The sequence below is a fragment of the Hymenobacter translucens genome, assembly GCF_020685205.1.
GTDB lineage: Bacteria > Bacteroidota > Bacteroidia > Cytophagales > Hymenobacteraceae > Hymenobacter > Hymenobacter translucens.
Map to the genome: position 1 here is coordinate 726003 of NZ_JAJERB010000001.1, position 25658 is coordinate 751660.

Genomic DNA, 25658 nt, shown 5'->3' on the forward strand with positions numbered 1-25658 from the left:
GGCTACGTTTAGGGTTATCTGACCTACTCTGCTTTTACTGCTGCCATGCTGAAACGCCTGCTCGCTCCTGCCCTGCTGCTCACTTTGCTCGGGGCATCATCCTGCTCCCGGCAACCGGACCCGAAAGCACCGGCTGGCCCACCAGCTGCCTATTTCCAGCGCACTGAGTCGGGTGTGCAGGACGGGGGCGTCCAGATCATTCCGATTACGACCCCGAAAGGCACCTTCAACGTCTGGACCAAGCGGTTCGGCAACAACCCCCGCATCAAGCTTTTGCTGCTCAATGGCGGGCCCGGCGCCACGCACGAGTACTTCGAGTGCATGGAAAACTTCCTGCCGGCCGAAGGCATCGAGTTTATCTACTATGACCAGCTCGGCTGCGGCCTTTCCGACAACCCCAAGGACACGGCCATGTGGAGCCTGCCCCGCTACGTGGAGGAAGTAGAGCAGGTGCGCAAGGCCCTGAACCTGACCAACGACAACTTCTACCTGCTGGGCCACTCCTGGGGCGGCATCCTGGCCGCCGAGTATGCCCTGAAGTACCAGCAGAACCTAAAGGGCCTGATTATCTCCAACATGATGATGAGCTGCCCGGAGTACGGGCGCTACGCCGAGCAGGTACTGGCCAGGCAGATGAAGCCCGAGGTGCTGGCCGAAATCCGCGCCATTGAGGCCCGCAAGGACTTCGCCAACCCGCGCTACATGGAGCTGCTGCTACCCAACTTCTACGCCGAGCATGTGCTGCGCCTGCCCCCAAACAAATGGCCCGAGCCCGTGTCCCGCTCCCTGGGCAAAACCAACCAGTCGCTTTATGTGACCATGCAGGGGCCGAGTGAGTTTGGCATTGCCGGTAAGCTTACCACCTGGGACCGCACCGCTGACCTGCCCAAGCTCCGCGTGCCGGTGCTGAGCATCGGCGGCCGGTACGACACCATGGACCCCGAGCACATGCGCATGGTCGCTCAGAAAGTGCAGCACGGCACCGCCCTGATCTGCCCCAACGGCAGCCACATGAGCCTCTACGACGACCAGCAAATCTACATGAGCGGCCTGACGAAGTGGATTTTAGGCGTAGATAAGGGCGAAAAGGAGGTAAAGCTGTAAGTGATGTATTTCGCCACTTTGAGATTCTCTCTAGTGTTGCTGGCACTGCTTACTAGTTGCCAGCAAGCTACCGACCCTGAGCAGCAAGCGGTGGTGACCCGCCTGACCCATTTGGTCGAAAGTCAGCGCGACACAATTGCCCGACTGCACAGCCGGCTTAGGCCCCCTGTGGTGGCTCCGGCGGCACCTGCTCCGCACCTCGCCTTAGTTCCCGTGTCTCGGTTCTACAAGAAGCCCGAAATCACAGCGCTGGCCGATGCAGACCTTCCGGAAGTACTTAGCCTGCTCGACACTACCGCCACCTTTATGGCCAACGAGTTTGATATAAAAGCCTACCGCGTGTGCAACGGCCCCGCCGACCCGGACCTGGAGTACTGTAATTGCTCGCACTACGTCTACGTCGGGTTGGGGACCTACGACCTACCCCAGGAGTACAAGGCATTCAGGATCGGTCCTTTCTACCTGGCTCAGTTCACCGGCTGGAATCAGGACAAAGACAACCCGGTTCTATACATCCAGCACGACGTGAAAGGCAGGAAGCATGTCGATACCTTCCGCATTTCGATGGCCGGTATTCAGCATAAACAGGCAGCAGCACACCCTTAGCACATCCTACGCAATGCCCATCCCCTACCGCACCCTCTACTTTCTCGACAACGCCGCCACCAGCATCGTGGAAATCAAGCGCCTCGACCTGCCCGACGTGGAAACTCCAGACCACCTTTACCACTGGCTGCTGTTCGATAAAGCCACTCGCAGCCTTACCAAACTGGAATTCCGGTCGATGAACTCGCTGGTGCACGCCGAGGAGCGGGAGTTTGAGCAGGGCAGCCTGCGCTTCGACCAGCACTCGGGCGCCTACACCAGCGCCGACACCGGCCTCACCCAGCAGCTGGCCGCCAGCCGCCACACCGCCCTGCCCCAGGTGCTGGCCTCCGCTATTGCTGGGTATCTGCAGGGAGTATAACGGCTCCGGCTCCTGGGCAACTTCCGCCTCCGGCAGCGCAATGCCTTGCGGGCTCCCGCTCCCAGCCCCGTTCTGCGTACCTTGCAAGCCCGTTTGGTCGTAGAATCAGGCGGTTTTCACCTTTTTGCCTGCCTTTGCCATGTCCAGCACCGAAACCACCCGCCTCAACAAGTACATCAGCGAAAGCGGGGTCTGCTCCCGCCGCGAGGCCGATAAGTTTATCGAGCAGGGCAGCGTGACGGTGAACGGCAAGCGCGCCAAGATTGGCGACCAGGTGAGCAGCCGCGACCGGGTTATCGTGAATGGCAACCTCATCGAGCCCCGGGCCGCCGAGGACGCCATCTACATTGCCTTCAACAAGCCCCCGGGCATTACGAGCACCACCGAAACCACCGTCAAGGACAACATCATCCGCTACATCAAGCACAGTGAGCGGATTTTCCCCATCGGCCGCCTCGACAAGGATTCCCAGGGCCTGATTCTGCTGACCTCCAACGGCGACATCGTCAACAAGATCCTGCGGGCCGGCAACAAGCACGAGAAGGAGTACATCGTAATGGTCGACAAGCCCATTACCGACCAGTTTATCGAAGGCATGCGCGGCGGGGTGCCCATCATGGGCATCATGACCCAGAAGTGCGAGGTGCAGAAGGAAACCAACTACATCTTCCGCATCACCCTGATTCAGGGCATGAACCGGCAGATCCGCAAGATGTGCGAGCATTTCGGCTACCAGGTAGTGCAGCTGGAGCGCATCCGGGTGATGAACATCACCCTGAAGGGCCTGGGCGTGGGCGACTGGCGGGAGTTGACCGAGAAAGAGCTGGCCGGCATCATGAAGATGACCGAAACCTCGTCGGGCACCAAGGAAGCCTCCCTGCCCAAGCGCCGGGTAGGGCCGCCCACCACGCAGTGGAGCAGCCGCCCCGCCCGGTTCAGCGAAGACGCCGGGGACGAAGCCCCCGCCCGCAAACCAGCCGCCGGGGGCCGCAAAGGCGCCCGCACGACCGACGGCAGCGCCAAGCCGGCGCGTAGCACGGCTGCCCGAACGGCTAAGCCCGGCCGGCCGGTCACGGGCGGGGCCAAACCGGCGCGGAAAGCCCCGGGTAGCAAAGCCGGTCCGGCCGGAGCCGCGTCGTTTGGCGACGACAAACCGTTTAAAAAGCCTACTGCCCGCCCGGCCGGCCCCGGCTCGAAACGCAAGCCGGCCGCCAAAACGCTGAACCGCGCCCCCAAAGGCAATGCCGGGCGGCGCGGCGGCAGCCGGTAACCGTTTTCCCAGGCTCTTATGCAAATCTTCGCTGAAACCGAGCGGCTGCTGCTTCGGGAGCTGCTGCCGACTGATGCCCCCGGCATGTTCGAGCTGGACTCCGACCCCGAAGTGCACCGCTACCTCGGCAACCAGCCCGTGACCACCATCGAGCAAAGCGAGGCGCTGATTGCCTTTGTGCGCCAGCAGTACATCGACAACGGCATGGGCCGCTGGGCCGTGGTTGAAAAGCAGACGGGGGAGTTTATCGGCTGGGCGGGGCTGAAGCTGGTGGAGGGCCCGACCAACGGCCGCACCGGCTACCCCGACCTGGGCTACCGCTTTATCCGCCGGGCCTGGGGCCGGGGCTATGCCACGGAAGCGGCCCGGGCTTCGCTGCAATACGGCTTCGACGTCCTGCGGCTGCCCGCCATCTACGCCATTGCCGATGTGCAGAACCAGGGGTCCAACCACGTGCTGCGGAAAGTCGGGTTGCGGTTCATCGAGGAGTTTGACCTGGGCGGCGTACCCCACAACTGGTATGAATTAAACCGGCCAGTTTAGCCCGGCCGTCGCCGGATGGCACCGGGCAAGGCATTTTGCGGGAGTAGTGCCCGTCACAAGGCACATAAGCAGGTTGTCTTGTACCTTGCAGCCGCCCGAAGCCGAACCGTGATTCCCACCACGGCGGCGCCGGCGCCTACTGTCCTCACTTCCACCGCACTCCCGCCAATCCCATGCTCCGTACCGACTGGACCCTTGCCGAAGTAAACGCTATCTACCACCAGCCCGTGCTGGAACTCGTAACCCAGGCCGCCGCCGTGCACCGCGAATTCCAGGCTACCGGTGAGGTGCAGGTCTGCACCCTGCTCAGCGTGAAAACCGGCGGCTGCCCCGAAGACTGCTCGTACTGCCCCCAGGCCGCCCGCTACCACACCGGCGTGCAGGCCCACAAGCTGCTGCCCGACGCCGAGGTTATTGCCGCCGCCCAGCGGGCCCGGGAAGCCGGCAGCACCCGCTTCTGCATGGGCGCCGCCTGGCGCGAAGTGCGCGACAACCGCGACTTCGACCGGGTGCTGAACATGGTAACCGAGGTCAACAACCTGGGCCTGGAGGTGTGCTGCACCCTGGGCATGGTAAACGAGTACCAGGCTGAGCGCCTCAAGCAGGCCGGCCTCTATGCCTACAACCACAACCTCGATACCAGCGCTGAGCACTACTCTGAAATCATCACCACCCGCACCTACGACGACCGACTCGACACGCTCGAGAACGTGCGCAAGGCGGGTATCTCGGTGTGTTCTGGTGGCATTATCGGCCTGGGCGAAACCGACGCGGACCGGATTGCCATGCTCCACACCCTGGCCACCCTGCCGGCCCACCCCGAGAGCGTACCGGTGAATGCGCTGGTGCCGGTAGAAGGCACGCCCCTGGCCGACCAGCCTCGCGTGAGCGTGTGGGAGATGCTGCGCATGATTGCCACGGCCCGCATCCTGATGCCGAAGACAATGGTCCGCCTCTCGGCCGGCCGCCAGGAAATGCCGGTGAGTGAGCAGGCCCTGTGCTTTCTGGCCGGCGCCAACTCCATCTTCTCGGGCGAAAAGCTGCTGACCACGCCCAACCCCGACTTCGACGCCGACCAGCAGATGTTTGCCACCCTGGGGCTGACCGCGCGCAAGTCGTTCAAGAACGTGCCCGTGGGCGCTACCGTGCTCGGCGCCGAACCGGCGGTAAGCTGCTAAGGCCGATGCGTGGCATCTTGGACCGGCTGCCCTCTACCGGCAGTGTGCGGGCAGACCGGCAGTTCTCGGGCTGCTGGTACTTCAAGCTATGAGCGCCGACCTGCACCAGCGCCTGAGCCGGCAGCTTGGCCAGCGCGAAGCGGAAGGCACCCGGCGCCGGCTTTCCCCGGCCGCGCCCGGGCTGGTCGACTTCAGCTCCAACGACTACCTGGGTTTGAGCCGGCACCCGGCCGTGCTGGCAGCCATGCGCGATGCCGCCGGGGCGGCGGGCAGCACCGGCTCCCGCCTGCTGACCGGCAACTCGGCGGCTACGGAGCGGCTGGAAAACACCTTGGCCGCATTTCACCAGGCGGAAGCGGCGCTGCTGTTCAACTCCGGCTACGCGGCCAACCTTGGGTTCTTTTCGGCCGTGCCGAGGCGGGGCGACACCATCTTCTACGACGACGCCTCTCATGCTTCCGTCAAGGATGGTATTCGCGCCAGTCATGCTACCGCGTACCGCTTCCGCCACAACGACGTGGCCGACCTGGAGCGCCGCCTGTCCCGGGCCACCGGAGCAGTTTTCGTGGCCGTGGAGGCCCTGTACTCAATGGACGGGGACCAGGCCCCGCTTCGGGAGCTGGCAGCACTATGTCGGCAGCGGGGGCTGCATCTGGTGGTGGACGAGGCGCATACCAACGGGCTCTACGGCCCGCGGGGCGAAGGGCTGGTAGTGGATCAGGGCCTGACCGAACCCGTGTTTGCCCGCATCGTCACCTTTGGCAAGGCGCTGGGCAGCCAGGGAGCCGCGGTGCTGGGTTCGGCCGTGCTGCGAGACTTTCTGATCAACTTCAGCCGGCCGTTTATCTACACCACCGCGCTGCCGCCGGTGGCCACTGCGGCCCTGGAAGCTGCCTACGACGTGCTGCCCACGCTCACAGCCGGGCGGCGGCATTTGTTTGACCTGTCAGATCATCTTAAAAGCCGCCTTAATGCCGTGCCCGGGCTGCGGGTGCCGACCGACAGCCACGTTATCCATCCCGTTTTCCTCAGCGCCCCCACCAGGAATGGCAGCAGCATCCTGCGGGCCCTGGCGACCCGGGCCCAGACTGCCGGCTTTGACGTGCGGCCCATTGTGGCTCCCACGGTTCCGGCCGGCACCGAGCGGCTCCGCCTCATCGTCCACAGCTACAATACCGCCACCGAAATCGATGCGCTATCGAAAACACTCGGGGTGGGAATGGACTTACTGGGCTGATTGATTAAGCCGGGTGACCAGCTGCTTGTATCACCTCTCCAACTCACCATTTCACCATTTGGAACGTCTTTTCATCACCGGAATCGGCACCGACGTAGGCAAGACTGTAGTGGCGGCGCTGCTGACGGAAGCTTTGGGAGCCGATTACTGGAAGCCGGTACAGGCTGGTCTGGAGCCGACGACTGATTCGCAGACCGTGCGCAGTCTTGTCACCAATCCGGCGTCCCGCTTTCACCCGGAGGCCTACCGCCTGCTCCTGCCGGCATCGCCTCACGCCGCCGCAGAGGCGGAAAGCCTGACCATCCGGCCCGGGGATTTCACCCTGCCACAAACTGAAAACCACCTCGTGGTGGAAGGCGCGGGCGGACTGCTGGTGCCCCTGGCCCCCGGGTTTCTGGTAGCCGACCTGATCGGGCAGCTGGGGCTGGCTACGATCGTGGTGTCACGCAACTACCTGGGCAGCATCAACCACACCCTGCTCACCCTGGAAGCCCTGCGCCAGCGCGGCCTGCCGGTGCGGGGCCTTATCTTCAACGGGGAACCCAACCCAGCTACCGAGGACTTCATCACGGCGCACACCGGCGTGCCGGTTTTGCCCCGCCTGCTCCCACTCCCATCGCTCGACGCGACGCAGATCCGCCCGCTGGCCACTGCCTATCGGGACTTCTTCAAGCTGACGGAGGCTTAACCCCACCCGCCCTGTCCGGCCCCGCAGCTCCGAACCGGTGAAACCACTGCGACCAAAGCCGCAATTCTTAATTACTAATTCTTAATTAAAAATGACCCTTGCCGAGCGCGACCATGCCGTAGTGTGGCACCCGTACACGCAGATGCAGACGGCCCCCTTACCCATCCCCATTGTGCGGGGCGAGGGCGCGTGGCTGTATGCCGAAGACGGCACGGCTTACCTGGACGCCATTGCTTCCTGGTGGGTAAACCTGCACGGGCACGCCCATCCCCACATTGCCCGCCGCGTAAGCGAGCAGCTGAGCACGCTTGAGCACGTGCTGTTTGCGGGGTTCACGCACCCGGCCGCCGTCGAGCTGGCGGAGGGCCTGCTGCGCATTCTGCCCGCCAACCAGCGGCGCGTGTTCTACTCCGACAACGGGGCCACGTCCATTGAGGTGGCGCTGAAAATGGCGTTTCAGTACTTCAACAACCTCGGCCAGCCCGGGCGGCAGACGGTAGTAGCCTTTCGCGACTCCTACCACGGTGATACCTTCGGGGCCATGAGCGTGAGTGCCCGCTCGGCTTTCACGGCGCCCTTCGCCGCCCTGCTCTTCGACGTCCAGTTTATCGACGTGCCGGTGCCGGGCCGCGAGGCGGAGGCGCTGGCCCAGCTCGATGCGGTGCTGGCGGGCCATCAGGTGGCGGCTTTCATCTTTGAGCCGCTGGTGCTGGGCACGGCGGGCATGGTGATGTACGAGCCGGCCGTGCTCGACGCGCTTATCCAGCGTTGCCACGCGCACGGCGCGTTGGCCATCGCCGATGAGGTAATGACCGGCTTTGGCCGCCTGGGCCGCCTGTTCGCCGCCGACTTTCTGCAGGAGCGCCCCGACATCATCTGCCTGTCGAAGGGCCTGACCGGGGGCACCATGGCCCTCGGGGCCACGACCTGCACCGCCGCCATCTACGACGCCTTCCTGAGCGACGACCGCACCCGCACCTTCTTCCACGGCCATTCCTACACGGCCAATCCGCTGGCCTGTACCGCAGGCCTGGCCAGCCTTGAGCTGCTGCTGACCGCCGAGTCAGCGGCCGACCGTGCCCGCATAGCGGCAGCCCATGCAGATTTCACCCGGGAGTTGGCCGGACAGCCCGGCGTGCGCGCCGTGCGGCGCTGCGGCACCATTCTGGCCGTGGAGTTTGCGCCCAACGAAACCACCTCCTACTTCAGCCGGCTGCGTGACCAGTTCTACGCCCTCGGCCTAGCGCGGGGCGTGCTGCTGCGCCCGCTTGGCAACATCGTGTACGTGCTGCCGCCTTACTGCATTACCAATACCGAGCTGCGCCAGGTGTACGACGTGCTCCAGGCCATGCGCGAGCTGGTGCTCCACCCGGAAGCCCAGCCTACCCCGGCTTCCTTACCCGAATACCCCCATGACTGAGGACTCCGTGGTCGTGATTTCCGGCCGGGGCAGCTTGTCGGCCCTGTCCGGGGGCGACAAGCTGAACCAATCCGGCTCGACCTTCACTACCAGGTCGGCAGGGGCACTGCAGCTCCCGGTGGCCGCGCTGCCGGCCGCCGCTGAAGCCGAGTTACAGGCACTCCGGCGCCAGCAGCCGGCTTTCCGGCAGCTCGACCGCACCGTGCTGCTGGCCGTGCTTGCGGCCCGGCAGGCAGTAGCCCACGCGGGATGGGCAGCGGCCGACCCGAGCCAGGTCCTGGCGGTCAGCATTGGCTCGTCGCGGGGCGCGACGGGCCAACTGGAAGAGTTTCACGAGGCATTCCTGAGTTCCGGTTCCGTGCCTACGGCTGCCTCGCCGCTCACTACGCTGGGCAACGTAGCCAGCTGGGTAGCCTTTGACGCGGGAGCCAGCTCCGCCGCCCCGCTCAGCCATTCCAGCACCTGTAGCAGCGCCCTACAGGCAATGGGCAATGCGTTGGCCTGGCTGCGGGCCGGGATGGCCGATCGTTTCCTGGCCGGCGGCACCGAAGCTCCGCTCACCGCCTTTACCCTGGCGCAGATGCAGGCGCTGGGCATCTACTCCCCGTTCGCCCCTACCGACTTCCCCTGCCGCCCCGGTGCGGGCAAGCCTTCCACGTTCGTGCTGGGGGAAGGCGCCGCCGTGTTTGCTCTGGAGCGGCGCAACCGGCACGAGTTGAACGTCGAGAAGACCGGTTCGGCAACTGCCAGGCCAGTTTATCTACTCGAAGCAGTTGGCTTTGGCTTCGAGCCGGTAGCCAGCAAAACCGGTCTTTCTGCCGATGGTCAGCACTTTCAGACCGCTATGCGCCGGGCGCTAACCCAGGCCTGCTGCACGCCAGCCGACGTCGATGCCCTGGTGCTGCACAGCCCCGGCACCCCGGCCGGTGACGCAGCTGAGCGGGCCGCTATCCGGGCGGTGTTCGGTAAGGAGGCCCCGGCGCTGGTTTCCAACAAATGGCAGCTGGGCCACACCCTGGGCGCGTCCGGGGCGCTAAGCCTGGACTTCGCCTTGCGCATTCTCGAAACCCAGACTTGGCCGGCCCCGCCGTTTGCCACCGACCTGTCGGCAGCGCCGGTTCGGCCCGTACGGCGGGTGCTGGTGAATGCGGCCGGGTTCGGCGGCAACGCGGCAGCGGCGCTGGTGTCGGTGCTGTAGGCACTTGCCCGGTACAGCCAGAACTACCACTGGGCTGGGCGGCGCCCGGCCCCATAATCTTTTTGCAATTCCTTCGCCTCGTCCTGCCTAACTTCGCTCTGCGGCCCGTAAAAGGACCTGCCTCCTGTTTTTGTCTAATCTGCCTCGCATGAAACCCACCGTTGCCCTGCTGCTCACCGCTTTCGCCTGCCCGGTCGCCCTCCACGGCCAGAACCAGCCGCCCTCCACGCCCGACGCGACCATCAAGCAGATGGTTGAGAATATATCCGCCAAAAACCTGGAAGCGGATGTCCGCGGGATGGTGTCGTTTGGCACCCGCCACACCCTGAGCGACACCAAAAGCAAAAAGCGCGGCATCGGGGCGGCCCGTAACTGGGTGGAGGGCGAGTTTCGCAAGTACAGCAAGGCCAGCGGGGGCCGGCTGAAAGTCAGCCAGGACACGTTTACGGTGAAGCCCGACGGCCGGCGCATTGACAAGCCGGTGCTGATGGCCAACGTGATGGCAACCCTGCCCGGCACCGACCCCACCGACACCCGCGTGTTCGTGGTCAGCGGCCACCTCGACTCCCGGGTCACCGACGTGATGAATGCCACGGCCGATGCGCCCGGTGCCAACGACGATGCTTCGGGCGTGGCGCTGGTGATGGAAATGGCCCGGCTGATGTCGCAGAAGCAGTATCCCTGCACCCTGATTTTCGTGGCCGTGCAGGGCGAGGAGCAGGGCCTCTACGGCTCGACCCACCTGGCCAAGCGCGCCCGCAAGGAAGGCTGGAACCTGGTGGCTATGCTCAACAACGACATCAGCGGCAACTCCAAGGGCCACGACCCGGACATCTCCGACCCCACCCACCTGCGCGTATTCAGCGAAGGCGTGCCCGCCACCGAAACCGCCGACGAGGCCAAAGTGCGTCGTCAGCTCAGCTCGGAAAACGACAGCCCCTCGCGGCAGCTGGCCCGGTACGCCCGCACCATTTGCCAGCAGTACGTCGCGGACTTCGAAGTGGTGCTGGAGTACCGGCCCGACCGTTTCCTGCGCGGGGGCGACCATACGCCCTTCAACCAGCAGGGCTTTACGGCGGTGCGCTTCACGGAGATGAACGAGGATTTCCGCCACCAGCACCAGGACCTGCGCACCGAGAAAGGCGTCGTGTACGGCGACCTGCCCGAGTTTGTCGACTACCAGTACCTGCGCAAGAATGCCGGCGTGAACCTGGCGACCATGGCCAGCCTGGCCCTGGCGCCGGCCTCCCCGGAAAATGTGGGCGTGCTCACGGCCGAGCTCACCAACCGCACCCAGCTGAAGTGGGACGCGCCCAAAGTGGGTGAGCGGCCGGCCGGCTACTTCGTGCTGATGCGCGAAACCAGCAGCCCGCTCTGGCAACAGAAGTTCTTCGTAACCGGCACCACCGCCGACCTGCCCCACAGCAAGGACAACTTCCTGTTCGGGGTGGTTTCGGTGGACGCTGAGGGCCACGAAAGCCTGCCCGTCCTGCCGAAGCCGGTGCGGTAGGCTTTTGAATTGCCAGTCGTGCCTGAGCTGACGTCCGCGAAGCTGAAGCATCTCGGGTGCTGGCGCTTTTGAAAAGAGAATGTCATGCAAAGCGAAGTCGACGCTCTACCGCTTCGCTGGAATTGCTGCCACAACATCAGCACGCGAGATGCTTCGACTCCGCTCAGCATGACGTTCTTATTACAATAATGTCAGCAGGCAGAATAGCCCTTAGCTCTTTCCTAAAAGGCCTGATTCAGCCTGGGGTAGTGGAATAGTGCTGATTATGTTTTTACTTGCGCCCCGAAACGGCCGTAGGGCCTGCTCCTTCTTTCTCATGGCCCCAGCATTCTACCCCTGTTTTCCCTTGTGCGCCCCGGCTAAAGCCGACGGCATGGGCGCGGGCGTGATGGGGAAGAAATGCAAGAAACGGATTCGCGTCTGACCGCCGCTCTGTTCTCTGCACCTCTGCTTGCACCTTTAGAACCTTCCGCGCCGGTCCTCCCAGACCGGCGCTTTTCGTTTGTCCTGTTTTTGCCTTTTTCGCGTTTACCTTCCCCTATGAAAATTCTGAAGTTCGGCGGTACGTCCGTAGGCTCGGCTGAGCGGATGCGGGCTGTAGCCAACCTGATTCAGGCCGATGAGCCCCGCATCGTGGTGTTGTCGGCCATGTCGGGCACGACCAATGCGCTGGTGTCCATTGCGAAGCTCCTCTTTGCCGGCGAAGTGGTGGCGGCTACTTCCCAGACCGAGATTCTGCGCCAGCAGTACCACATCGTGGCCCACGAGCTGCTGCCCGACCCGGCCCTGGCGGCCGAAGCCACCCGCCACCTCGACACCACTTGCTTCCGGCCCATCTTCGACCTGATGCGCGGCGCCCTGACGCCCGGCGGGGAGCGGCTGATTCTGGCCCAGGGCGAGCTGCTTTCCACCCAGCTTTTTCACCGCTACGTGACCCAGGTACGGGGGCAGGAGGCCGTGCTGCTGCCGGCTCTGGCGTTTATGCGCCTCGACAAGGACGAGGAGCCTGATGCGGAATTTATGAAGCAACACCTGGCCGCCGAGTTGGCGAAGCACCCTGGTCAGCAGCTGTTCATCACCCAGGGCTACATCTGCCGCAACGCCGCCGGGGAAATCGACAACCTCAAGCGGGGCGGCTCCGACTACTCCGCTTCCCTGATCGGGGCGGCCGTAGGCGCCGAGGAAATCCAGATCTGGACCGACATCGACGGCCTGCACAACAACGATCCGCGGGTGGTGGAGCAAACCTACCCCATCCGGGAGCTGTCGTTTGACGAGGCAGCCGAGCTGGCCTACTTCGGGGCCAAGATCCTGCACCCCAGCTCGGTTTTGCCGGCCCGGCAGCACAACATTCCCGTGCGCCTGCTCAACACGATGGACCCGGCGGCGCCCGGCACACTGATTTCGGCCCGCACCGGCACCGAACCGATCAAGGCGGTGGCGGCCAAAGACGGACTGGTCGCCATCAACGTGAAGTCGAGCCGGATGCTGCTGGCCCACGGCTTTCTGCACCGCCTGTTCGGCGTGTTCGAGCGGCACCGCACCTCCATCGACCTGGTGACGACCTCCGAAGTGGCCGTTTCGCTTACCATCGACGACACCTCGCACCTGCCCGCTATTTTGGAGGAGCTGCGCACGTTCGGCATAGTGGAAGTGGACCATAACCTGACCATCATCTGCCTGGTGGGGAACCTGATTCAGGAAAACCACGGTTCGGCTCACCTCGTGTTTCAGGCCCTGCAGAACATCCCGGTGCGCATGATTTCCTACGGCGGCTCGCCCAACAACATCAGCGTGCTGGTGCAGACGGCCGACAAAACCCGGGCCCTCAACGCCCTGAACGACGGCCTGTTCCGGAAGTAAAGTCCGTTGTCCGTTGTCAGTTGTTCGTTGTCAGAATCGTTCTGACAACTGACAACTGGCAACGGATAACTAACAACTGACAACTGACAACCAACAACTAACCACCAACGACCCGTGTCCTTTTCCTTAGCTGCTGACCTGCTCGCCCGCCCTACTCCGTTCTACCACTACGATCTTGGCCTGCTGCGCCGCACGCTCACGGCGGTGCAGGCGGCGGCCCGGCCCCGGGACTTTCACGTGCACTACGCCCTGAAGGCCAACGCCAATGCGCCCATCCTGCAGACCATCCGGGAATTTGGCTTGGGAGCCGACTGCGTCAGCGGCAATGAGGTGAAGCGTGCCCTGGAAACCGGCTTCCTGCCCCGCGATGTGGTGTTTGCCGGCGTGGGTAAGTCGGATGCAGAAATCAACCTGGCCCTGGCCGCCGACATCTGGTGCTTTAACGCCGAGTCGGTGGAAGAGCTGATGGTGCTCAACGAGCTGGCCGGGGCCCAGCGCCGCACGGCCCGGGTGGCGCTGCGCATCAACCCCGACGTGGATGCCAAAACCCACCCCCACATCACCACCGGCCTGGCCGCGAATAAATTCGGCATCAGCCTGACCGACCTGCCGGGCGTGGTGGACTACCTGACGACGCTGCCGAACCTGGAGCTGGTGGGACTGCACGCCCACATCGGCTCTCAGATAACCGACCTGACCGTGTTTGCCGACCTGAGTCACCGCCTCAATGAACTGCAGACCTGGTTTGCAGACCGCGGTCAGCCGCTGGCGCACCTCAACGTGGGCGGCGGCCTGGGCATCGACTACTACGCCCCGGACACCAACCCCGTTCCGGATTTCGAGGCTTACTTCGACGTGTTTGCCCGCCACCTCGTGCGCCGGCCCGGGCAGCAGCTGCACGTGGAGCTGGGCCGGGCCATCGTGGCCCAGTGCGGAACGCTGGTAAGCCGGGTCCTGTACGTGAAGCACAGCCAGCAAACCCAGTTCGCTATTCTTGACGCGGGCATGACCGAGCTGATGCGCCCGGCCCTGTACCAGAGCTACCATCACATCGAAAACCTGAGCAGCCGGCAGCCCAACGCCACCTACGACGTGGTGGGCCCGATCTGCGAGTCGTCCGACACGTTTGGGCGGGCCGTGCCCCTGCCCGACACCCGGCGCGGCGACATCGTGGTGCTCCGTTCGGCCGGGGCGTACGGCGAGGTCATGTCCTCAGCCTACAACCTGCGCGACAAGGCCGAAGCGGTATATGTTTAGCTGCAAGTTTTAAGCCTCAGGCTACAAGCTGCAAGCCGCAAGCTTTTTTGTCACCTGAGCATTCGGCGCTTCAAGCGGCGGCGAAGGACCTTTTCAGGTTTGAGCGACAATCGTAAAATCGACTCGTTCTAGCGTGATAAGGTCCTTCGCAGACTCAGGATGACGATGCTAAAACAGTCGAGCAACGGAGCTTGTGGCTTGCAGCTTAAAGCTTGCAGCTCCAAAACCTACCAGCCGCTGTAGTACACGGTCCAGTCGCCGACGTGCTCGTGCTGGGGGAAGTAGCGCAGCATCCACTCACTTTCGGGGCGGATTTTGTTTTTGACGAGCAGCACGGGCTTCTGCTCCAGCAGCTGCAGCAGGTATTGGTCCTGCTCGGGGTCGTTTTCTTCCTGGAGGGAAATCAGGTTCTGGCGCCAGGTGGAGTCGGGCTCGAACTGCGTTTCCCGCTTCAGGTCGTCGTTGTCGAAGTACAGGGAAATAGGCTGACGGCCGGTTTCAAAAGCCAGGGACGGCAGCAGCTGGTCAAACACCAGTACCGGGCGGTTCTGCAGGTTATGGGTTTGCAGCACTTCCGCCAGGGGCCGGCTGCTGCGCAGGCTGCCCTCGTTCTGCCGCAGCAGGGGCTTGAGCGTAAGCAGCAGCGTTACGGTGAACAGCACGGCCACGGTCAGCAGCTTGGGGGCTACCCGCACTTCCGTCCAGAGCGCCTGCACCAGGACCAGCACCACAATGCCTACCGCGGGCCAGGCCGAGGTAGCCGGAGCCGCCGTCAGGGGCAAACTCAGCGCCACGGTCAGCACCGGCAGCAAACACAGCGCCGCCAGCACCAGTCCGTACAGGGCGACCAGGCCCACGTGCCAGCGGTAAAGCAGCGCGTCGGTGAGGCGACTCAGGTAGTGCACCGTGAGCAACGCCAGGCCGGCAAACAACGGCAGCACGTACAGCAGCAGCTTGGATTTCGATAATGAAAAGAACACCAGCGGCATGACAATCCAGAAGAGGAGCACGTTGCGCCAGCGTTGCGGCACTTCCCGCCACCGCGTGCGCACCATCTGAACCAGCAGCATCAGCGACCAGGGCAGGCTGGTAGCCGGCACCAGCACCAGGTAAAACCACCACGGCGCCTGCCGCTTGAAGGTAGTCGTGGCAAACCGCTCCACCGTCTGGTTGAACAGAAAGTAGCGCAGAAACGCCGGGTTTTCCGCAACCAGAAACGCATACCACCCTACTCCCACGACCAGCCCCAGGCCGGCGGCCAGCAGGTGATGCACGGTAAACGGACGCCGGGCCTGCCTTTGCCGGAAGTAAAAGCCGACAACGGCCATCAGCGGCAGCACCGCGCCCACCGGCCCCTTCGTCAGGAATGCCAGCCCCAGGCTTAGCCAGCACAGGTACAGCCAGCCCGCTTTGCCGGCCTGGTAATAGCGCAGAATGGCGTAGGTGGCCAGCAGCTCCCAGGTGGCCAGGTAGGCATCGGTGGTCAGGTTCAGGGCCGACACCAGCACGGCCGGAAACGTGGCGTAGATTACCGCCGCAGCCAGCGCCCGGCGGTTGTCGCCCTCGAAAAGCAGCTGTCCCAGCCCGTACACCAGCGCCACCTGAGCCAGCACGGCCAGCACCGGGAGCAGGCGCACGGCCCCGGCTCCCCCGCCAAACAACGCCAGACCAGCCGCCGTGAGCCAGTACGTGAGCGGGGGTTTGTGAAAGTGCTGAATGCCGAGCAGGCGCGGGTGCAGCCAGTCGCCGGTAGCCAGCATTTCCCGGCCCATCTCGGCGTAGCGGGCTTCGCTGCTTTCCAGTACCCCCCAGGCCCCCAGGTTAACCAGAAAGGCTGCCCCCAACGCCATCAGCAAAAGCCATAACCACAGGCGGGACGACATCGGAACACGGGGCATAGCAGCGGATTTGGTGAGCAGGCAAAAGTAGGACGAAGTTGGCGGCTCCGGGTTTCGACGGCTGAAGCACGCCGCCGGACGCGGCCCGCCTGCTTTAAGCAATGAACATAGCCGGGCGGGCCGGGTTGTTGAGTACGCCCATCATTCTTTCTGCCGCCATGAAAATTCTGCTCACGGGTGCCAATGGCTACATCGGCCGCCGCCTGCTGCCCCTGCTGGTGGAAGCCGGGCATGAGGTGGTCTGCCTGGTGCGCGACCCCCGCCGGTTCGAGCTGCCCGAGCGCCTAAGCCAGCGGGTGCAGGTGGCGCAGGGCGACCTGCTGCAGCCAGATTCCCTGACTACGCTGCCCACCGACCTCGACGCCGCGTATTATCTGGTACACTCCATGAGCGGGCACGACCAAGACTTTGTGCGGGCCGAGCAGGAGTCAGCCGAAAACTTTACCGCCTACCTCGACCAGACCACCGCCCGGCAGGTTGTCTACCTCAGTGGCATTGCCAACGACCAGGATCTGTCGGCCCACCTTCGCTCCCGCAAGGCCGTGGAAAGCGTGCTGGGCAAAGCCCGACATGCGGCCCTTACCGTGCTGCGCGCCAGCATCATCATCGGCTCGGGGTCGGCTTCGTTTGAGATTATCCGGGACCTCGTGGAAAAGCTGCCGGTGATGGTAACGCCGCGGTGGCTGAACTCCCGCTGCCAGCCCATCGGCATCCGGGACGTGATGCACTACCTCACGGCGGTGCTCGACAACCCCGCCTGCCTGGGCCAGAGCTTCGACATCGGCGGACCGGACGTTTTGACCTACAAGCAGATGCTGCTGGGGCTGGCGGCGCAGCGCGGGTACCGGCGCCTCATCATCACGGTGCCCGTGCTCACGCCCCGGCTGTCGTCGTGGTGGCTGTTCCTGGTGACGCGCACCACGTTTTCCCTGGCCCAGAGCCTGGTGGAGAGCCTGCGTAACGATACGGTTGCTGACCCTCGCCGCAGCATTGCCCGGGTACTGCCCCACGCCTGTATGCGCTACGCCGAGGCCCTGGCGCTGGCCTTTACCCGTATCGAGCAGAACGAAGTCATCAGCAGCTGGAAGGACGCGGTGAGCAGCGGGGTGATGGAGCAGAACTACATGGACTTCGTGCAGATTCCGCAACACGGCATGCTTACCGACCGGCAAACCCTGCGGTTCAGCCGCCCGCCGGAGCAGGTGCTGCGCAACATCTGGAGCATCGGGGGGCGGCGGGGCTGGTACAAGGTGGACTGGCTGTGGCGCCTGCGCGGGCTGATGGACAAGGCAGTAGGCGGCGTGGGTTTGCGCCGGGGCCGCCGCTCCCCCACCGACCTGCGCGCCGGCGACCCGCTGGACTTCTGGCGCGTGCTGGTGGCCGACCGGGCCGGGCGGCGGCTGCTGCTCTACGCCGAAATGAAGCTCCCCGGCGAGGCCTGGCTGCAGTTTCGCATTCTACCCCACAGCGACGGTACGCACACCCTGGAGCAGCTGGCCGCGTTCCGGCCCGAGGGCCTGGCCGGAAGGCTGTACTGGTATTCGCTGGTGCCCTTTCACTTCGTGATTTTCAAGGGTATGGTGGAGAATATTGTTCAGTATGGAGCCGCGGATCAGGCAACAGCGGAGAGCTGACGACAGGGGCTCCCCGCACAAACAACATTAAAACCGCCGCACCAGCCACATCACGAGGCTCAGCAGCACACTCACGAGCAGCATCGACACCCAGGGCACGTAGAGCCGGAAGCCGGGCCGCTCCACCTGCACGTCGCCGGGCAGGCGCCCAAACCAGTTGAGCAGACTGCCCCCGCCGAGCCAGAGGATAGCGCCCACCACCGCCACGCCCAGGCCGATGAGAACGAGCAGCTTTCCGAGTTGGGGAGTCATCAGAGGTCAGGCTTGAGGTGGCTGGAACACGATTTTAAGGCCCTGTATACGCACCGGCTCCGTATGAAGCTGTCAGGGCCCTGCTGCTGTCCGGCACACTCCGGGGTTTACGCTATTTCCCGCCGAATTGCCAGCGCAAGGTCAGTTATGAGCGCGGGAAGCGCTAGCAGCACATTTTCACCGGCGGCAGAAATGGTTGTCAGCTCTCCAACCGAACGGCCGGTTACAGTAGCCCAGAGGGTGACCCGGTAGCTACCCGCAGCTAACCCAGGTACCGTGAGCCGTACTGGCAGAGCCCCCGCGCTTTTGCGTACCAGCTTCTGCTTGTCGCGCTGGTTTTGGCGCAGCAGCCACACAATAGCTTGATGGTCGTCACCGCAGGCAAAGGCCACAAACTCAGAAGTCGACAGCTCGATTTCCGCGTTGAGGTTGCGGCGCCGGAAGCTGGCCCAGTCGATAAGGTCGGCAAAGCCCGCCAGACTGCGCTGGGCGGCCCGCATGCCGTGGGTGAGCACGTGGGGGCGGCGGTAAGGCCAGCGCAGCCCGCCCCCGGCCCCACCCGAAGCCAGGTGCGCCCACTGCATATGGCGAAAATACTCGTCGTCGAACGGTTCGGGCAGGATGCGCCGACGATCCTTGTAGGCGCGAATGGGGCCGTGCTCGGAGTCGAGGAAAGGCTTGGGCGGCTGCAGCTGACTTAAGGCCTCGCGCGTCAGCCGGCCGGTGCAGATGGCCGGAGCCACCGTGTCGCGCGGCTTGTCGATCGTAGACTTGTCGTAGAAGTGCGTCGAGGCGAAGTCCAGCTCCGGGTGGCGGAAGATAACTTCGGCCACGGCCGGGTGTCCGTCGAGCACCGGCCCGAACAAAGAAACCGTCTGCGGATGGGTGCGGCCGTGCAGGCGCAGCTCTTCGGCCCGCAGATGCAGGCTGATATCGGTGATGAAGTCGTCGAAGCCGGCGGTGCTGTTGCCGGCGTGGGCCGGGTGAATCTCGTTCCAGAGGTCCCAGGCGAACAGCACCCCGCTCCCGCCCCACCACTCCGTGGCAAAGCTCAGTCGGTTTTTGATGGCCTGCCGCATGCCGGGGTTGAACAGCCATTGCGTCCGGGTGCGGCAGGGCCCACCGTTAGCGGCGTTGTACGGATGATGCTTCCAGCGCCGCCACATCCAGAACGTGTCGTAGGGCGTGAGCAGCACGCGCAGGCCGTGGGTTTCGCAGAGCGCGAACAGGTCGTCCCAGAGCTGCACCATGTTGGGCTGGAACCGCCCCACCGGCCGCTCGAAGTAGCGGTTCTCGGTCTGGCAGTACTCCAGCATAAAGCGCAGCACGGTTACGCCGTGGGCCGCCAGCCAGGCCAGGTGCCGATCCACGGCGCCCAGGTCGCGGCGCCGGAACAGCCCGGCGAAATCCGGCCACGTAACCGCATCATTCTGCCCGATGGGCGTCCACGGCCGGCCTTCGCCGGTGACAAAGTACGGGGCGCCGGATGCCACCTGAATCCACGGCAGGGGCTTGCTCATGTGTATGTCTCCTGTGCGCTGCCGGCCGTCTACTTCTTGTCAAACACAAACTCCACCTTGCCCTCGGGCGTCACCGTCAGCGCAGCCTCAAACTTTTGATTGGTGCGCTGGGAGGTGAAGCCGCGGATGACGCCGGTCTTGCCCCGCCGCAGCAGCTGGGCCACCTGGGCATCGGTGAGCTGGCGGCCGCAGAGCTCCAGTGGCACCCGGAACTGGCAGTCTTCGCGGAAGCGGGAGCAGCCCCAGGCGCTTTTGCCCTTGAGCATCGTGCCCAGGCGGCACACCGGGCAGGGAATCTGCTGGGGCTTGTCATCGGCGGCGGGCTTGCTTTCGGCGGCGCGCACCAGCTCCAGCCCGGCCGGGGTCAGCTTGATGGCCGCGTCGAACTTCTGCCCGAGGTCGTCGATAAAGCCCTTGATAACCGGGGTCCGTCCTTTCGTGACCAGCGCCACAGCCTGCTTGTCCGTCAGCGTCTTGCCCTCGAACTGAGCCGGCAGGCGCAGCCCGCAGCCCTCCTTCCACCGGGAGCAGCCAAACGCCGACTTCCCGCGCAGCACGTGCCCGGTACCGCAGGCCGGACAGACTCCCAAGCCATTAGCTGGCAGCTGTTGGCTGGTCGCTTTTTGGCCAGTAGCGGCAGAAGCGGCCGCAGCTGGTGTACTGCCGCCTTTGGCAGCGGGGGAAGCAGCCGGGAGGACGGGGTTGGAGGACACGGCCCGGCCGGAGCTGTCCTGCTTTACTTCCTGCACCATCTCCTGCACCAGGCCTTTCAGCTCGCCCAGAAACTGGTCGGCGCCCAGGTTGCCGGCTTCGATCTGGCGCAGCTTCCGCTCCCACTGCCCGGTCAGCTCCGCCGACTTCAATGTGGGGTTCCGAATCAGGCCGATCAGCTCGATGCCGGTGGGCGTGGGCAGAATCCGCTTTTTCTCCCGCCGGATGTAGTTGCGCTTGAACAGCGTCTCGATGATGGCGGCCCGGGTGCTGGGGCGGCCGATGCCGTTTTCCTTCATGGCCAGGCGCAGCTCCTCGTCGTCGATGTTCCGACCGGCCGTTTCCATCCCGCGTAGCAGCATGGCCTCGGTGTAGTCCTTGGGCGGCTGGGTCATCTTGCTGTCCAGCTTGGGCACGTGCGGGCCGCTCTCGCCCTGGGTAAAGCTGGGCAGCACGGTGCTGACCACGTCTTCTTCCTCCGCGCCGCCCGCGGCCGCACCGGGCGCCGGGGCGGGCTTGGGCGCCTGCTGCTCCTCGGGGTTGCCGTACACCACGCGCCAGCCCGGGTTCAGAATCTGCCGGCCCCGGACCCGGAACGGGTAGTTCGCCGCCTCGGCCAGCACGGTGGTGTTGCTGACTTCGCAGTCGGGGTAGAAGGCGGCAATAAAGCGGCGGGCAATGATGTCGTACACGCTGCTTTCCATGCCCCCGCCCGGCCCGGCGGCTCCGGTCGGGATGATGGCGTGGTGGTCGGTTACCTTGCTGTTGTTGAATACCTTGGGTGTCTTGGGAATTTTGGCCGCCAGCAGCGGGGCCGTCAGCGCATCGTAGCCGATGCCGCGCAGGATGCCGGGAATCTTCGGATACTGGTCGTCGGGCAGAAAGGTGGTGTCGACGCGCGGGTAGCTGACGGCTTTCTTCTCGTAGAGGCCCTGCACGATCTTGAGCGTGTCTTCGGCTGAGAGGCCCAGCTGGTTGTTGCACTGCACCTGTAAAGAAGTCAGGTCAAACAGCCGCGGCGGCGTTTCCCGTCCCTTTTTGATTTCGACACCCGTCACGGTCAGCAGGGCCGGGCGGACGGCTTCCAGGGCCTGCCGGGCCTCTTCTTCGCTTACGAAATAGCCCAGCGCCTTGAGGCGGGCCTTTTCGTCGGGCTCGTCGTCGGCCGCCTTGGCCGCTTTGGGCGGGGCCATGTGGCTGAACATTGTGCCCCGGTACTCGGTGCGCAGCACCCAGTAGGGCTCGGGCCGGAAGTTCTGGATTTCGTGGTAGCGGTCCACCAGCAAAGCCAGCGTGGGCGTCTGCACCCGGCCGATGCTGAGCAGCTGCTTGGAGCCAAACGAGGTGTACTTGAGCGTGAACAGCCGGGTGGCGTTGAGGCCCAGCAGCCAGTCGCCGGCGGCCCGGCTTTTGCCGGCCTGGTAGAGGTTATCGAACTCGGCGCCTTCTCGCAGATTGGCGAAGCCCTGGCGGATGGCGTCCTCGGTGAGCGAGGAAATCCAGAGGCGCTTAAACGGCTTGCGGTACTTGGCTTCCATCAGCACCCAACGCTGAATCACCTCCCCTTCCTGCCCCGCGTCGCCGCAGTTGATGACTTCCGTAGCCTCGGCCAGCAGGCGCTTAATCACGTTGAACTGCCGCACCACGCCCTCGTCGCGCTGCATGAGCTTGATGCCGAACTGCTCGGGCATCATGGGCAGGTCGTGGATGCTCCAGCGCTTCCACTGGGGGTTGTAGTCCTCGGGCTCGCGCAGCTGGCAGAAGTGTCCGAAGGTCCAGGTTACCTGGTAGCCATTGCCTTCATAATAGCCGTCCATCTTGCGGCTGGCGCCGATGACGTTGGCAATTTCTCGGGCTACGCTGGGCTTTTCGGCAATGCAGACTTTCACTGGGCGGGGTTCTCGGAGTAGTTGATTTCACTGCCACCGGGCAGCAGGGAATCAACAAAGATACGCCGCAAAAAGGTCTGTTGCCGGCTGCTTAAAGCAGGTTTGCAGGGCTCAGTTCTTCTTTTTCACCCGCACAATGGCCGCGCAACGAAAGCCGAGCCAGGGCTGGGGCTGGGAATAGCTGAAATCAGTGCGCAGGGTAAAGTCCCGGACGGAGTTGCCGTAGGAGCCGCCCTTGGCCACACCCTGGGTGCTGGTCAGCTCGGCTACGTTGCCGATCAGGTTGCGCAGGCCATAGGCGCCGGCGGGGTACTTTTTCTGGTCCTCGGGCTCAAACGACATCGGCAGCTGGCAGCGCACGGCCCGGGCCAGGGTTTCGAGGTAGAAGTCCTCGACCACGTTGAATTCGAGCTCATAGGCCAGGTCGGTGGGCGCGTAGCCCAGGCTCTGCCGGGCCAGGCAGTCGGCGTAGGTGCCGTTTTTTGCCAGGGCTCGTCCTTTCCGCCGGCCCTCGGCCGTGGGCGCGGGCAGGGCCGGACCAAGCGGGAATTCCGTTGGACTTAACCCGCCCGTCGCGGCCATTTCCCACTCGGCCGGGGTGGGCAGCCGATAGGTTACGTGCACGTCATAGTGGCGGAGCTGGCGGTGACTGCGCTGGTAGGCCTTCGACTGCAGCAGGTTTGTGCGCACGACCCGGGTGCGCCACTTGCAGTAGTTCACGGCCTGCTGGTACGAAATGCCCACTACCGGATAGTAGCGAAACTGCGGAAAGCGCAGGTACGACACGGCCGAGTCGCGTCCCGACCGGGTCCGGATGCGCAAACGCCCGCTCCACCCCGAGCTGTCGGGCAGCTGGGTCCGGTAGAAGGCCTCCGAAGAATCCCGGCGAACGAAGAATAGGTACTCCAGCCAGTGAATGTTGGCTACTTCGGTTTCGTCCATAAACAGGCTGTCCTGCACCTGCTTTACCCCCGGCGCATCCACCGCCCGGAGCAACTCGCCCCGTTTCCGGTCCGCCGCTGACTGGGCCGCCGTCGGCCGGGGCAGCAGGAAGAGCAGGATAGTCAGCGTCAGGAGCAGGCTTCGGGTTATCATGGACGGGCAGGTGCTGGAATGTGGGGTAATACGGCGAAATATGACGGGCTGCCGGCCCGATAGAACACAAAAAACGCCGTGAGTATTCACGGCGTTTTTTTCAAAGGATTTCTAAAAGCCTAACCACATATATAGCCGGGCCTTTAATCGGCTGCTTTAGTGCCCGGCCTCCGCGTTGTAGATGTGGCTCAGGTCCTGCATGAGGTTGCCACCCACGTTGAGGTCCTTAAGCAGGCCCTCGGCAATGTCGTACACGAGGCCGTGCAGGCGGGGCGGGTTATCCCCTTTCATAGCGTTCTGGATGATGTTGGTTTTAGCCAGATTGCGCACCTGCTCAATCACGTTAAGCTCAACCAGGCGGCGCAGACGCTCCTGCTCGTTGCTGATGCCCGAAAGCTCGGCTTCGTGCGTGCGGACCACGTTGCGGATGTTAACCAGCCAGTTGTCGATCAGGCCATACTGCTTGTTGCCAGCAGCGGCTGCCACTCCACCGCAGCCGTAGTGGCCCACCACCATAATGTCCTGGACCTTGAGCACTTCCACCGCGTACTGCAGCACCGACAGCAGGTTCAGGTCGGTGTTGACCACCAGATTGGCAATGTTGCGGTGCACGAACATCTCGCCCGGATTGGTGCCGGTGATGCCAGAGGCAGGCACGCGGGAGTCAGAGCAGCCGATGTACAGGTAGCGGGGCTGCTGGCCTTTGGCCAGGTTGCTGAAATAGTTCTGGTCTTCCGACAGCTTGCCTGAAACCCATTGCTTGTTGTTTTCAAACAGGGAGTGCAGGGAGCTCTGGTTTTCGGTGGAGTTCATAGGAGTGGGAAGTTGGAGAGATGAAGAATGCGCGTCAGACTAGTGGCCCAGCACTTCGACCTGGGGAATACCGCGAAGCTCAAGGTTGATGTTGCGCTCCTTGGCCGTGTGCGTGAAGTTGGCAATGGCCTCGAGCACGTCGTAGTCGATAACGGCCGAGTCGGTGCCATCCAGAATGACGTGACTGCCGGGCGCGAACTGGTCGAGCACCTGCACGATGCTGGCCTTGTTGAGAAAGGTTACGTGCTCACTAAGCCGCAGGTAGATGGTGTTCTGCTCCCGGGTAGGCTCGCGGTGGAAGAAGAATGCCGATTCGTAGTTGCCCTTCAGGATAAAGAACACGGCTACGGCCAGACCGACACCGACACCCTTCAGCAGGTCAGTCAACACTACTACAACTACCGTTACGATAAAGGGCAGGAACTGGGGCCAGCCCAGCTTCCACTGGGTCCGGTACAGGCCCGGCTTCGTCAGCTTGAAGCCGACCATCAGCAGCACCGCGGCCAGCGCCGACTTGGGAATCAGGTTCAGCACGTCTTCCAGGAACAGCACGGCCAGCAGCAGCAGAATACCGTGAAAGAAGGCTGAAATGCGCGTCTGTCCGCCGGCGTGGATGTTGGCCGAGGAGCGCACGATAACGGCAGTAAGGGGCAGGCCGCCCAGCAAACCCGAAATAATGTTGCCCGACCCCTGAGCGATGAGCTCGCGGTTGGTGGGCGTGCGCCGCTTGTGCGGGTCGAGCTTGTCGACGGCCTCCACGCTGAGCAGCGACTCCAGGGATGCCACCACGGCGATGGTGCCGGCCAGCAGGTATACTTTTGAGCCCGCCATCAGCACCGACCAGTCGGGGAAGCGCAGGGCACCCAGCACGTCAGCCAGGCTGCTTATGTTGGGAAGTGTTACCAGGTGCGTGCTCTGCACCCGCCACTCCGGCCGCATTGTAGCGAACAGGGCATTGATGCCAATCGCAACGGCCACGATAATGAGCGCCCCGGGAACCAGGTTCAGGATCTTGTTACGCTTGATGAAAGGCCGCTCCCAGAACAACAGGATTGCCAGGGAAGCTATGCCGATCAGCAGAGCGCCCGGCTGCAGCTCGCCTACCGCCCGCCCGATGGACGAGAACGTGTTCATTCCATCAGACTGGAAGAAATTAAGGTCCTCAAAGAAGTCCTCGTCGCCGCCCAGAAAGTGGGGAATCTGCTTTAGAATCAGAATAACGCCGATGGCGGCGAGCATGCCGCGGATAACGGAGGTAGGAAAGTACATTCCAATGACTCCGGCCTTGAGCGCACCCAGGGCGAGCTGAATCACGCCGGCCATCACCACGGCTACCAGGAAGGCCTCGTAGGAGCCCATCTGCTGAATTCCGGCCAGCACGATAGTGGTCAGGCCCGCTGCGGGGCCGCTTACGCTCAGCTGAGAGCCGCTTAGCATGCTCACCACAAGCCCGCCCACAATTCCGGCCACGAGGCCAGCCAGTAGCGGGGCGCCGGAAGCCAGGGAGATGCCGAGGCAAAGAGGCAGGGCGACCAGAAAAACAACCAGACCGGCAGGAAGGTCCTTGGCCAGGTTGTGCATGTAACCCGAGTTTAACGGGCTATTCGAAGG

At 63.8% G+C, this 25658-nt stretch carries 21 protein-coding genes; 14 read left to right on the forward strand and 7 right to left on the reverse strand.

The genetic code is table 11. The features are described from left to right. Window positions 1-45: 45 nt before the first annotated feature. The 13 genes from LJY25_RS03110 to lysA all read left to right on the forward strand — a co-directional run bounded on the left by LJY25_RS03110 (window position 46) and on the right by lysA (window position 14235). Window positions 46-1104 carry a proline iminopeptidase-family hydrolase gene (locus LJY25_RS03110; RefSeq protein WP_227606761.1) on the forward strand — a complete coding sequence of 353 codons (1059 nt, stop codon included), beginning with the start codon at window positions 46-48 and terminating at the stop codon, window positions 1102-1104. Window positions 1105-1317: 213 nt separating this feature from the next. Next, the gene (locus LJY25_RS03115; protein WP_227606762.1) at window positions 1318-1710 is read left to right on the forward strand and encodes a hypothetical protein; all 393 of its coding nucleotides are present in this window, start codon (window positions 1318-1320) and stop codon (window positions 1708-1710) included. A gap of 13 nt (window positions 1711-1723) precedes the next feature. Beyond that, window positions 1724-2071, forward strand: a complete 348-nt coding sequence (locus tag LJY25_RS03120; protein WP_227606763.1) for a hypothetical protein — start codon at window positions 1724-1726, stop codon at window positions 2069-2071. A 139-nt stretch (window positions 2072-2210) separates the two neighbouring features. Continuing rightward, window positions 2211-3341, forward strand: coding sequence for a 23S rRNA pseudouridine(2604) synthase RluF (gene rluF, locus LJY25_RS03125; protein ID WP_227606764.1), 1131 nt, complete (start codon window positions 2211-2213; stop codon window positions 3339-3341). 18 nt (window positions 3342-3359) lie between these two features. Continuing rightward, on the forward strand, window positions 3360-3884 hold the full coding sequence (locus tag LJY25_RS03130; protein WP_227606765.1) for a GNAT family N-acetyltransferase: 525 nt from the start codon (window positions 3360-3362) through the stop codon (window positions 3882-3884). Window positions 3885-4057: 173 nt separating this feature from the next. Next, window positions 4058-5062 (forward strand): biotin synthase BioB, encoded by a 1005-nt coding sequence (gene bioB / locus LJY25_RS03135; RefSeq protein WP_227606766.1) that lies wholly within the window; start codon window positions 4058-4060, stop codon window positions 5060-5062. Between the two features lie 88 nt (window positions 5063-5150). Next, window positions 5151-6299: an aminotransferase class I/II-fold pyridoxal phosphate-dependent enzyme gene (locus LJY25_RS03140; RefSeq protein WP_227606767.1), complete on the forward strand. Its 1149-nt coding sequence runs from the start codon at window positions 5151-5153 to the stop codon at window positions 6297-6299. Between the two features lie 58 nt (window positions 6300-6357). Then, window positions 6358-6987, forward strand: coding sequence for a dethiobiotin synthase (gene bioD / locus LJY25_RS03145; protein ID WP_227606768.1), 630 nt, complete (start codon window positions 6358-6360; stop codon window positions 6985-6987). Between the two features lie 91 nt (window positions 6988-7078). Beyond that, complete coding sequence (gene bioA, locus LJY25_RS03150) at window positions 7079-8407, forward strand: adenosylmethionine--8-amino-7-oxononanoate transaminase (protein WP_227606769.1); 1329 nt, start codon at window positions 7079-7081, stop codon at window positions 8405-8407. Further along, entirely contained in the window at window positions 8400-9605 is a 1206-nt protein-coding gene (locus LJY25_RS03155) for a beta-ketoacyl synthase N-terminal-like domain-containing protein (RefSeq protein WP_227606770.1), read from the forward strand. The genes bioA and LJY25_RS03155 overlap by 8 nt, the downstream gene beginning before the upstream one ends. 148 nt (window positions 9606-9753) lie before the next feature. After that, window positions 9754-11115, forward strand: coding sequence for a M28 family peptidase (locus LJY25_RS03160; RefSeq protein ID WP_227606771.1), 1362 nt, complete (start codon window positions 9754-9756; stop codon window positions 11113-11115). Window positions 11116-11655: 540 nt separating this feature from the next. Further along, window positions 11656-12978, forward strand: coding sequence for an aspartate kinase (locus tag LJY25_RS03165; RefSeq protein ID WP_227606772.1), 1323 nt, complete (start codon window positions 11656-11658; stop codon window positions 12976-12978). Between the two features lie 114 nt (window positions 12979-13092). Next, window positions 13093-14235 carry a diaminopimelate decarboxylase gene (lysA, locus tag LJY25_RS03170; protein ID WP_227606773.1) on the forward strand — a complete coding sequence of 381 codons (1143 nt, stop codon included), beginning with the start codon at window positions 13093-13095 and terminating at the stop codon, window positions 14233-14235. A gap of 227 nt (window positions 14236-14462) precedes the next feature. Here lysA and LJY25_RS03175 read toward each other — a convergent pair whose 3' ends face one another. Next, entirely contained in the window at window positions 14463-16133 is a 1671-nt protein-coding gene (locus tag LJY25_RS03175; RefSeq protein ID WP_227606774.1) for an ArnT family glycosyltransferase, read from the reverse strand. Between the two features lie 158 nt (window positions 16134-16291). Here LJY25_RS03175 and LJY25_RS03180 point away from each other — a divergent pair, with 158 nt between their 5' ends. Further along, entirely contained in the window at window positions 16292-17767 is a 1476-nt protein-coding gene (locus LJY25_RS03180) for an SDR family oxidoreductase (RefSeq protein ID WP_227606775.1), read from the forward strand. Window positions 17768-17794: 27 nt separating this feature from the next. On the opposite strand, the gene LJY25_RS03185 is transcribed toward LJY25_RS03180, so the two are convergent. The 6 genes from LJY25_RS03185 to LJY25_RS03210 all read right to left on the reverse strand — a co-directional run bounded on the left by LJY25_RS03185 (window position 17795) and on the right by LJY25_RS03210 (window position 25628). After that, the gene (locus LJY25_RS03185) at window positions 17795-18019 is read right to left on the reverse strand and encodes a DUF2905 domain-containing protein (protein ID WP_227606776.1); all 225 of its coding nucleotides are present in this window, start codon (window positions 18017-18019) and stop codon (window positions 17795-17797) included. Between the two features lie 107 nt (window positions 18020-18126). Further along, entirely contained in the window at window positions 18127-19539 is a 1413-nt protein-coding gene (locus tag LJY25_RS03190) for a glycoside hydrolase 5 family protein (RefSeq protein WP_227606777.1), read from the reverse strand. Between the two features lie 29 nt (window positions 19540-19568). Then, the gene (locus LJY25_RS03195) at window positions 19569-22139 is read right to left on the reverse strand and encodes a type IA DNA topoisomerase (RefSeq protein WP_227606778.1); all 2571 of its coding nucleotides are present in this window, start codon (window positions 22137-22139) and stop codon (window positions 19569-19571) included. Between the two features lie 111 nt (window positions 22140-22250). Next, window positions 22251-23234, reverse strand: a complete 984-nt coding sequence (locus tag LJY25_RS03200; RefSeq protein WP_227606779.1) for an SUMF1/EgtB/PvdO family nonheme iron enzyme — start codon at window positions 23232-23234, stop codon at window positions 22251-22253. Window positions 23235-23390: 156 nt separating this feature from the next. Further along, entirely contained in the window at window positions 23391-24047 is a 657-nt protein-coding gene (locus LJY25_RS03205; RefSeq protein WP_227606780.1) for a carbonic anhydrase, read from the reverse strand. A gap of 39 nt (window positions 24048-24086) precedes the next feature. Beyond that, on the reverse strand, window positions 24087-25628 hold the full coding sequence (locus tag LJY25_RS03210; protein WP_227606781.1) for a SulP family inorganic anion transporter: 1542 nt from the start codon (window positions 25626-25628) through the stop codon (window positions 24087-24089). Between the last annotated feature and the right edge of the window lie 30 nt (window positions 25629-25658).

Excerpts from the sequence above, each read along its gene's own strand:
- LJY25_RS03110 (WP_227606761.1), top strand. The coding sequence starts at position 46 with ATGCTGAAACGCCTGCTCGCTCCTGCCCTGCTGCTCACTTTGCTCGGG.
- LJY25_RS03120 (WP_227606763.1), top strand. The coding sequence starts at position 1,724 with ATGCCCATCCCCTACCGCACCCTCTACTTTCTCGACAACGCCGCCACC.
- rluF (WP_227606764.1), top strand. The coding sequence starts at position 2,211 with ATGTCCAGCACCGAAACCACCCGCCTCAACAAGTACATCAGCGAAAGC.
- LJY25_RS03130 (WP_227606765.1), top strand. The coding sequence starts at position 3,360 with ATGCAAATCTTCGCTGAAACCGAGCGGCTGCTGCTTCGGGAGCTGCTG.
- bioB (WP_227606766.1), top strand. The coding sequence starts at position 4,058 with ATGCTCCGTACCGACTGGACCCTTGCCGAAGTAAACGCTATCTACCAC.
- LJY25_RS03140 (WP_227606767.1), top strand. The coding sequence starts at position 5,151 with ATGAGCGCCGACCTGCACCAGCGCCTGAGCCGGCAGCTTGGCCAGCGC.
- bioA (WP_227606769.1), top strand. The coding sequence starts at position 7,079 with ATGACCCTTGCCGAGCGCGACCATGCCGTAGTGTGGCACCCGTACACG.
- LJY25_RS03155 (WP_227606770.1), top strand. The coding sequence starts at position 8,400 with ATGACTGAGGACTCCGTGGTCGTGATTTCCGGCCGGGGCAGCTTGTCG.
- LJY25_RS03160 (WP_227606771.1), top strand. The coding sequence starts at position 9,754 with ATGAAACCCACCGTTGCCCTGCTGCTCACCGCTTTCGCCTGCCCGGTC.
- LJY25_RS03165 (WP_227606772.1), top strand. The coding sequence starts at position 11,656 with ATGAAAATTCTGAAGTTCGGCGGTACGTCCGTAGGCTCGGCTGAGCGG.
- LJY25_RS03175 (WP_227606774.1), bottom strand. The coding sequence starts at position 16,133 with ATGCCCCGTGTTCCGATGTCGTCCCGCCTGTGGTTATGGCTTTTGCTG.
- LJY25_RS03180 (WP_227606775.1), top strand. The coding sequence starts at position 16,292 with ATGAAAATTCTGCTCACGGGTGCCAATGGCTACATCGGCCGCCGCCTG.
- LJY25_RS03185 (WP_227606776.1), bottom strand. The coding sequence starts at position 18,019 with ATGACTCCCCAACTCGGAAAGCTGCTCGTTCTCATCGGCCTGGGCGTG.
- LJY25_RS03190 (WP_227606777.1), bottom strand. The coding sequence starts at position 19,539 with ATGAGCAAGCCCCTGCCGTGGATTCAGGTGGCATCCGGCGCCCCGTAC.
- LJY25_RS03200 (WP_227606779.1), bottom strand. The coding sequence starts at position 23,234 with ATGATAACCCGAAGCCTGCTCCTGACGCTGACTATCCTGCTCTTCCTG.
- LJY25_RS03205 (WP_227606780.1), bottom strand. The coding sequence starts at position 24,047 with ATGAACTCCACCGAAAACCAGAGCTCCCTGCACTCCCTGTTTGAAAAC.
- LJY25_RS03210 (WP_227606781.1), bottom strand. The coding sequence starts at position 25,628 with ATGCACAACCTGGCCAAGGACCTTCCTGCCGGTCTGGTTGTTTTTCTG.